This window comes from Buttiauxella sp. A111 (assembly GCF_014189855.1).
Classification (GTDB): Bacteria; Pseudomonadota; Gammaproteobacteria; order Enterobacterales; family Enterobacteriaceae; genus Buttiauxella; species Buttiauxella selenatireducens.
Genome location: NZ_BJFN01000001.1, coordinates 1,343,013 through 1,350,757, shown reverse-complemented (window position 1 = coordinate 1,350,757; position 7,745 = coordinate 1,343,013). Strand labels below are relative to the sequence as shown.

Genomic DNA, 7,745 nt, shown 5'->3' with positions numbered 1-7,745 from the left:
ACCGGAGTGGACGCATCACTGGTGTTCGGGTTGTCATGCCAATGGCATTGCCCGGTAGCTAAATGCGGAAAAGATAAGCGCTGAAAGCATCTAAGCGCGAAACTTGCCCCGAGATGAATTCTCCTTGGGAACTTGATTCCCCTGAAGGAACGTTGAAGACTACGACGTTGATAGGCTGGGTGTGTAAGCGTAGCGATACGTTGAGCTAACCAGTACTAATGATCCGTGAGGCTTAACCTTACAACACCGAAGGTGTTTTGGTTGAGAGACGAAGACATTTGATTTTCAGCTTGATTCTCAGATTTTACGTTAATGGTTATGTGAATAACATGACGGTTAATGAAACAGAATATGCCTGGCGGCAGTAGCGCGGTGGTCCCACCTGACCCCATGCCGAACTCAGAAGTGAAACGCCGTAGCGCCGATGGTAGTGTGGGGTCTCCCCATGCGAGAGTAGGGAACTGCCAGGCTCCAAATAAGTGGAAAGCCCTGTACTGACGTACAGGGCTTTTTGCTGTCTGCAATTTACCCGAACCGCCCCTGCATATCCGCTCTCACGCAAGTCAACCCGTGGCATATAAGGTAAAGAATACGTCGCGCTTTCAGTGAAATCGATAGGAATGGAAACTGCATTTTTCTGGTATGTCTCAGGAATGGTAGTTCTGGCATTCCTGGTTTTACTGTTGCTGCACCGCAAAGGGAAGGGAATCAAACTCTAATATTTGGCGAGTTGCCAGATAGCGTAGCCGGTGGCGGCACCGGCTACATCCCAGGTGAAATCTTTCCAGCTCCATCCACTTCCAGCTGTTCGGCTATCCCAGAGCTCTTTCGTCGCGCCAAGACTGACAGAAAATAAGAAACCAAAATTTGCACTGCGAGTATCGCTCCATCCTTGATGTTGGCCATACTCATTACCTGCAGCAGATAAAATTGCTGATGCTATGAAGTGTTGCGCTTTATCTTGACCATGCCATTGGTCTTGAGCCATATGGCTGCAACCGCTGAGAATTAATATTGAGGGAAGTAAAAGACGCAGCATTCAATGATCCTCTGGCTACAAAAAAGCCCTGCAAGCAGGGCTTTTCAGTATAGCGATGAACTACAGAATACGACTTATCAAACGATCGATACGGATACGACGCAGTCGGCGAATAAGCTTACGCACTTTATCAGGGTAATCCGCAATGCTCTGTAAATCATGATAGTGTTGAACTACCGTTGTGTGAGTGCGGATCAGATCTAATTCGTGGTTACGCTGAACTGCCAGTTCTTGTTTAGGGTCATGAATAAGAAGTGCATTCTCCAGATCCAGTCGCCATGCTCTCGGATTAAGGTTATTGCCTGTCAGCAACATCCACTCATCATCAATCCACATCCCTTTGAGGTGGTAGCTGTTATCGTCATCTTTCCAAAGACGTACAACCAACTGACCGCTGTCAACGTAATATTGTAAGCGGCTCAGGAATCGGCGAAGATTAATTTCATAGAGATAAGGTAACGCACCAATTATTTTAAACGGTTGATCTTCTGGAATATAAAAGTCATTCGCTGTTTTATCACCGACAATAATCTCAACTTCTTTCCCTTCGCGTAACAGTTGGATAATACTGCGCACCAGCACCGCTGGCAGGTTGAAATAAGGCGTGCAGATAACCAGTTTACGCTCGGTACACGGCATTAAATGATAGATAGTTTTATTTAACAGACTGCTTTTGCCCAGGCCTACTAGCGGCGTAACGGCTAGTTGCTCGTTATCAGCATTGCCCTGGAAATGGAAACTGGCATCGCGTAACTCCTGACGGAATAGGCGAATGTCGTTTTTGATTTCTGGGCTTTTTGGCCTGTGTTGTCTGTCTAATCGATGTACCGCACGACCACGAACCAGATTGTCTTGCATCCAGTTATACATGATGTCGGAAAGCTGAGGGTTGCAAATAACCTGATAGCGGTCGTAACGATATTTATCCTGCTGATGCAGGTAAACATCATTAATACTCGCGCCGCTATAAATCACGCAATCATCAACTATGAAACCTTTGAAATGCAGCACGCCCAATGCTTCACGCGTATTTACTGGTACGCCATAGACCGGGATATCTATGCCGGAATACTCCTCGGTCATACGATGATACCAGTCGGCATTGGTGTTAGTAGCAGCTGCACCAATACGGCCTCGTTGAGCACGATGCCAGTCAACCAGAATGGTTACTTCAATCTCCGGACGCTGTTGTTTTGCCTGATATAGAGCATGAAGCACGGCTTTACCGGCGTCATCCTGCTCAAGATACAGTGCGACGATACAGATGCGGCGAGTTGCACTGGCAATTTTTTGCAGCAGAGCTTCACGGAAATCCGCTGGGGAGAAAAGGGTCTTTACATCATCAACTGACTGAGAAAGCTTCGGCAATTGGGCAAGGTGTTGTTGATGTTTATTACGTTTAAATTTAGACAACATCACAGTGCGTATCTTCTCTATTCATTGGATGGCCTTCTGCAAAATCCAGACGTCAGAACTTGCTGATAATACCACTACTGACCCGTAAAGTGAGTAAGTTTTCCAGTACCTTACTCACGAATCTATGCTTTTTATCAATGGAAGAGTCAGGCTTACGATGCCATCTTCTAATTGTATATCGACATCAAATCCAAGCTTTCGAGCTAAAGACACCATACCGCGGTTATTTGGCATAGTAATACCATTCAACCTTTGCAGGCCATGATCGCCGGTGTAACTAATCAGCTTTTCCAACAAACGCCGCCCAAGCCCGAGCCCTTTCAAATCGGAACGAACCAACACGGCAAACTCGGCATCAATATTATCGGGATCTGAGATTGCGCGTGTGACACCGATTATCTCCTGTGATCCGTTTTGTTCACGGACAGCCACAAAAGCCATTTCTCGATCGTAGTCGATCTGGGTCATATTGGCTAAATCTTCGTGGGTAAATTCGTTGATCTCACTGAAATATCGATAGTAAAGATCCTCTTTGGTTACCAGTGAAATAAACTGCTGCAACAACGGTTCATCTTCCGGGAGGATAGGGCGGAACAAGCATCGCTCACCATTCCGGAGAATGATATTTTCTTCCAGTTGATAGGGATAAGGGCGTATTGCAAGGCGGCTTTCCGGATCACCATCAAACTTATTGAGCTGTAAAGTGACGTCCAGCAGCGTGAACTCATTACCCGAAGCCAGAAGGGGATGAATATCGAGGCGGTGAATTTCTGGACAATCTACAATTAAGTTTGAAACCTGCACCAGGATCTGACTAATACCGGGAATATCCAACGGACGTAATGCGCTGCGCCCACGAATCTTACCGCTTTTGATTGCCTGAATAACCAGGTAGCGGGCGAGATTCATATTGAGCGGCGGCAAAGCCACGACAGCCTGCTGGTCTGGTCGCCATTCAACACCACCTTCGCCTAACATAATCAGTGGGCCAAATACCGGATCATGTTCAACTACGATTCGGAGCTCCTGAGCACCTGCACGGTTAGCCATGCTTTGTACCAACAATCCATGAATCCGAGCTTGTGGCCACGCCATTTTCACGCGATCTATAATTGCATCAGCGGCTTGCTGAACCTCCGTGGCGGTTCTCAAATACAGCATAACCCCCTGAACCTCAGACTTATGTGGAATGTCCGGGGAGCGTAATTTCAGCGCGACGGGATAGCCGATTTGTTCAGCAATATGCACGGCTTCCGCACTATCGCCCGCAATCCAGGTTGGAAGTGTATTCAGCCCATACGCCTGCAAAATAGGGCGTACTTCATGAGTATCGAGCGACGTTGCCCCATCGCTTAATGCCTGCTGGAGAAGAAGGTGAGCCTCGCTGGCATTGGCTTTCAAATTGGTGGGTAATGCCGGTGTTTCACGCAGTTGTTTCTGGTTTCGGCGATACTCCACCATATGCATAAAGGCAGTTACTGCACCTTCAGGCGTTCGGTAAGTGGGAATACCCGCTTCACTGAAAAACCGCCTCGATTCCTGGGAAGAGAATTCGCCGCACCAGTTGGTGATTAACGTGATGTATTTGCTGCGCGGGTGCCGACGTAATAGTTCAATTAATGCGGTGGCACTTTCGGTGCCAGGTGCCGCGGCACTAGGAGCATGAATAATCATTAATGCGTCAAAATCCTGGCAATCAAGCAGAATTTCCACTGCACGTAGATAACGCTCTGGCGTCGCATCGTCGCGTAAATCTAACGGATTGCCACTTTCAACACTGATTGGCAAAGCACTCTTTAGCTTATTAAGGGTTTCATCACTCAGAGTCGCGAGCTTACCGTTTCGCAACCACAACTCGTCTAGTGCCAGGGCAGCGGGCGCCGCGCCATTACTAATAATCATCAAACGCTCGCCACGCAGTGGACGCATGTGACTTAGCGTTTCTACAGCCGAAAAAAGCTCGTGAGTGTCCTGGACGCGTAACAAACCGGCACGTTGAATGGCTGCGTCCCATGCGGCATCAAGCCCAAGATGTGTTTTAAGCAGCTGCTGGGCTTTGGCACTGCGTCCGCTTTTAATCACCAGAATGGGTTTGTTACGTGAAGCACTTCGGGCAGCCGAGACAAAACGTCGTGCGTCGCTCAGGTGCTCGAGGTAAAGCAAGATGGCGCTAGTTTTTGTATCTCGAGCCAGATAATCCAGCAGTTCATCAACATCAATATCGAGGCTGTCGCCCAGAGCAATAAACCACGAGAAGCCCATTTCTCGTTGCTGTGCCCAGTCGAGAATCGTGTTGGATACTGCTGCTGATTGCGAAATAAATGCCAGTTTCCCTTTCTGAATTGGTACGGGTGAGAAACTCGCATTAAGGCCTTGCCACGGTGCAAGCAAACCGAGGCTGTTTGGCCCAAGTAGACGTATTTGCCATTGGGTGGCTGTAGCCAGTAATTCAGGGAGTTGTTCTGGGGGAGCAGAGAGAATGATGCAAGCTTTACAACCTTTCTCACCAAGTGATTGCAATAATTCGAGGTTTCGTTTTGAGTTGGTACAAATTATTGCGAGATCGGGTGGGAAAGGAAGGCTTGCGATATCAGGCCAGGCAAGGACTCCGCATACCGCTTTATGGCTCGGTGTCACTGGCATTACCGGGCCATTAAAGCCTCCTGCCAATAGATTGCGCATCATTAAATAACCGGCGCGATCTGTTTTCGCAGAAGCTCCGACAACAGCGATTGATTTGGGACGCAGCAGCGCCTCCAGCCCACGTTGACTCATTGCTCTCTCCCCTGAGAATTAACCCAGTGAGTTTAAACGCTTTCTGGCTCCGCTGCTGTGATACTGGATTGATGATGAGGTTTACCAGCCAGATATCGTTCACGGAACAACGTGAAATGCTCTGTTAGACCTATCGCAGCATTTTCATCATCGGCAAGTGCGAGCAACGCGGCGGCCACTTCGGCTGTGCAGTATTGCCCATCCGCGTGGGCTTCCCGCAACCGATAAGCAGAGACAATGCTCAAATCCACCGAAATGACGGGCAGTTGATCAAGATAAGGGCTTTTGCGGAACATCTTACGTGCTTCAGTCCAGGTGCCATCTAACATAATAAACAGCGGTGGTTTGCCACTTTTTGGTGGCATCGTCAGCACTTCACGCCCAGCGCTTGCATATGAAGCAGGGAATACAACCATCGCTTGATAATCAGGAGAGCTGACTAAATCGAGCAGGGCTTTCGGTGGTTCGGTACGTGACCATTGGAATGCTTCGGTATCGGGAAGAATATCTGCAATCAGTCTGCCGGTATTACTTGGCTTCATCGGTTCAGTGTCGAACATGACTAAACAGAAACGGCTGCGAGCATTCTGTGGTTGCAGGGTTTCACATATGCACTGTTTTAGCGGCAGTAAGCAACGCTGGCAACGGCGAATGCGATTACCACGAGCAAGGAAAGGGCGAGTTGCGCGCGCCAGGCGTTCGGCACGAAGACGTAAGACGGCGTTTTCAGTCATCAGATAAACAAGCTTAAAAACGCCATTCTAACGTAGATGAAGCGTACGGGTACAAAGAAACGTACCCGTGAACTTAGAGATTTTCGTTCAGCCAGCTATCAAACGGTGCTTTCGGCATTGCCCCGTTAAGCATGTCGACCATCTCACCTTTTTTGAACACCATAATGGTGGGAATACTGCGGATGCGAAAACGTGCGCTAAGCGCGGTTTCTACTTCAGTATTCACTTTAACGAAGCGTACTTTGCCACTGCGTTCTTCAGCAACATCTTCGAAAATTGGCGCAAAGTTGACGCAAGGGCCGCACCATGGCGCCCAGAAATCCACTACGACAGGCAGGTCGTCTTGCAGCAGTTTATCCAGGGTTTCGCTGGTGGCATTAATCACTTCACCATCAAAAAGATCATGACCACAACGGCCACATTTGGCACCGTCGTCAATACGCTCATCAGGAATGCGATTAATCGCCTGGCAGGCGGCACAAACGGTATTCATAGCTAACCTCTAAAAGATCTGTTGTCCAAAAATGGTGAAATTCACAGATGATGTTTCTTATATGTTAAATATTATCAGCGATTAGTCGAGTGCCAGCAAAGTGATTTATTCGATGAATATAATAGTTATTGGCTTTTGACCAAAGTTAATGGCTAACCAGTGCCACATCGGGTAATCTGCGCGCCACGCGCTCAGCCAGGTGGAGAAAAGCATGAACGACGAATTTAAAGGTAAAAGCGGCAAGGTCAAAGTGATGTATGTCCGCGGTGACGATGACAGCGAAAAACGCAGCCAAAACCCGCGTACAGGTAAAGGCGGTGGGCGTCCTGCAGCACCGTCACGGGGTGAGGGCCGTCGTGGTCCACGTCGCGATGATAAACCTGGCGCAGGGCGCGAGCGGAATCGTAGTGACGATCGTGACGATCGCGGTGATAACCCGTGGAGAACGGTTTCACGGCCACCAAGAGAAGAAGTAGTTGAAGCAGGCGAGCAAATGGGTGCCAACGGCAGACCTATTGTTGACCCTGAAGTGATTCGCCGCCAACGTGCGGAAGAAACGCGTGTTTATGGTGAAAATGCTTGTCAGGCTCTTTTCCTGAGCCGTCCTGACTGCATCGTACGTGCCTGGTTTGTCCAGAGCGTGACGCCGCGTTTCAAAGAAGCATTGCGTTGGATGGCAGCAAACCGCAAAGCCTACCACGTGGTCGACGATGCTGAATTAGTTAAAGCATCTGGTACAGAACACCACGGTGGCGTTTGTTTCATCATCAAAAAACGTCGCGGTATTACCGTTCAAAGCTGGCTATCAAAAGCTGCTGAAGACGATTGCGTGCTGGCGCTGGAAAACGTCGCTAACCCGCACAACCTCGGCGGCATTATGCGTAGCTGCGCGCACTTCGGTGTGAAAGGTTTGCTGGTGGAAGATGCAGCAATGCTGGAGTCTGGCGCTGCGGTTCGTACTGCCGAAGGCGGTGCGGAGCACGTTGAAGCCATTAGCGGCGAGACTTTCGAAGAAGGTCTGGAGCAATTCCGCAAAGCAGGTTATGCGATTGTCACCACATCAAGCCATAAAGGGACTCCGCTTTTCAAAGCTGAGCTGCCGAAGAAAATGGTTCTGGTGTTAGGTCAGGAGCGCGAAGGCGTTTCCGATGCGACCTTTGAAAATGCCGACATGAGCGTTGCCATTGATGGTACCGGTAATGTCGAAAGCCTGAACGTATCTGTCGCGACAGGTGTGTTGTTGGCAGAATGGTGGCGTCAAAACAAAGCGTAAGCTTTGAGAATAACC

The 7,745-nt window shown here is 49.0% G+C and carries 6 protein-coding genes, 2 rRNA genes and 1 pseudogene; 4 read left to right on the top strand and 5 right to left on the bottom strand.

Annotation, left to right across the window (positions count from 1 at the left end; genetic code table 11):
• The 3 genes and pseudogenes from BSPA111_RS06130 to BSPA111_RS22635 all read left to right on the top strand — a co-directional run.
• Positions 1 to 240, top strand: a 23S ribosomal RNA gene (locus BSPA111_RS06130); the annotation flags it as partial.
• A 114-nt stretch (positions 241 to 354) separates the two neighbouring features.
• Positions 355 to 470 (top strand): 5S ribosomal RNA (gene rrf / locus BSPA111_RS06125).
• Between the two features lie 117 nt (positions 471 to 587).
• Positions 588 to 719: pseudogene (locus BSPA111_RS22635) on the top strand (hypothetical protein); the annotation flags it as partial.
• Here BSPA111_RS22635 and BSPA111_RS06120 read toward each other — a convergent pair.
• The 5 genes from BSPA111_RS06120 to trxC all read right to left on the bottom strand — a co-directional run bounded on the left by BSPA111_RS06120 (position 716) and on the right by trxC (position 6,457).
• Entirely contained in the window at positions 716 to 1,039 is a 324-nt protein-coding gene (locus BSPA111_RS06120) for a YfiM family lipoprotein (RefSeq protein WP_183270246.1), read from the bottom strand. The pseudogene BSPA111_RS22635 and the gene BSPA111_RS06120 overlap by 4 nt on opposite strands.
• Positions 1,040 to 1,099: 60 nt before the next feature.
• Positions 1,100 to 2,455 (bottom strand): CDP-diacylglycerol--serine O-phosphatidyltransferase, encoded by a 1,356-nt coding sequence (pssA, locus tag BSPA111_RS06115; RefSeq protein ID WP_183270245.1) that lies wholly within the window; start codon positions 2,453 to 2,455, stop codon positions 1,100 to 1,102.
• Positions 2,456 to 2,569: 114 nt separating this feature from the next.
• Positions 2,570 to 5,230, bottom strand: coding sequence for a protein lysine acetyltransferase (pat, locus tag BSPA111_RS06110; protein WP_183270244.1), 2,661 nt, complete (start codon positions 5,228 to 5,230; stop codon positions 2,570 to 2,572).
• 32 nt (positions 5,231 to 5,262) lie between these two features.
• Positions 5,263 to 5,964, bottom strand: coding sequence for a tRNA-uridine aminocarboxypropyltransferase (locus tag BSPA111_RS06105; protein ID WP_183270243.1), 702 nt, complete (start codon positions 5,962 to 5,964; stop codon positions 5,263 to 5,265).
• A 73-nt stretch (positions 5,965 to 6,037) separates the two neighbouring features.
• A complete protein-coding gene (trxC, locus tag BSPA111_RS06100) occupies positions 6,038 to 6,457 on the bottom strand; it encodes a thioredoxin TrxC (RefSeq protein ID WP_183270242.1) in 420 nt (139 codons plus the stop codon).
• A gap of 211 nt (positions 6,458 to 6,668) precedes the next feature.
• Here trxC and BSPA111_RS06095 point away from each other — a divergent pair, with 211 nt between their 5' ends.
• Entirely contained in the window at positions 6,669 to 7,730 is a 1,062-nt protein-coding gene (locus BSPA111_RS06095; protein ID WP_183270241.1) for a tRNA/rRNA methyltransferase, read from the top strand.
• Positions 7,731 to 7,745: the final 15 nt, after the last annotated feature.

What these genes read in the sequence shown, in the direction of transcription:
- BSPA111_RS06120 (WP_183270246.1), bottom strand. Translation starts at nt 1,039, where the DNA reads ATGCTGCGTCTTTTACTTCCCTCAATATTAATTCTCAGCGGTTGCAGC.
- pssA (WP_183270245.1), bottom strand. Translation starts at nt 2,455, where the DNA reads ATGTTGTCTAAATTTAAACGTAATAAACATCAACAACACCTTGCCCAA.
- pat (WP_183270244.1), bottom strand. Translation starts at nt 5,230, where the DNA reads ATGAGTCAACGTGGGCTGGAGGCGCTGCTGCGTCCCAAATCAATCGCT.
- BSPA111_RS06105 (WP_183270243.1), bottom strand. Translation starts at nt 5,964, where the DNA reads ATGACTGAAAACGCCGTCTTACGTCTTCGTGCCGAACGCCTGGCGCGC.
- trxC (WP_183270242.1), bottom strand. Translation starts at nt 6,457, where the DNA reads ATGAATACCGTTTGTGCCGCCTGCCAGGCGATTAATCGCATTCCTGAT.
- BSPA111_RS06095 (WP_183270241.1), top strand. Translation starts at nt 6,669, where the DNA reads ATGAACGACGAATTTAAAGGTAAAAGCGGCAAGGTCAAAGTGATGTAT.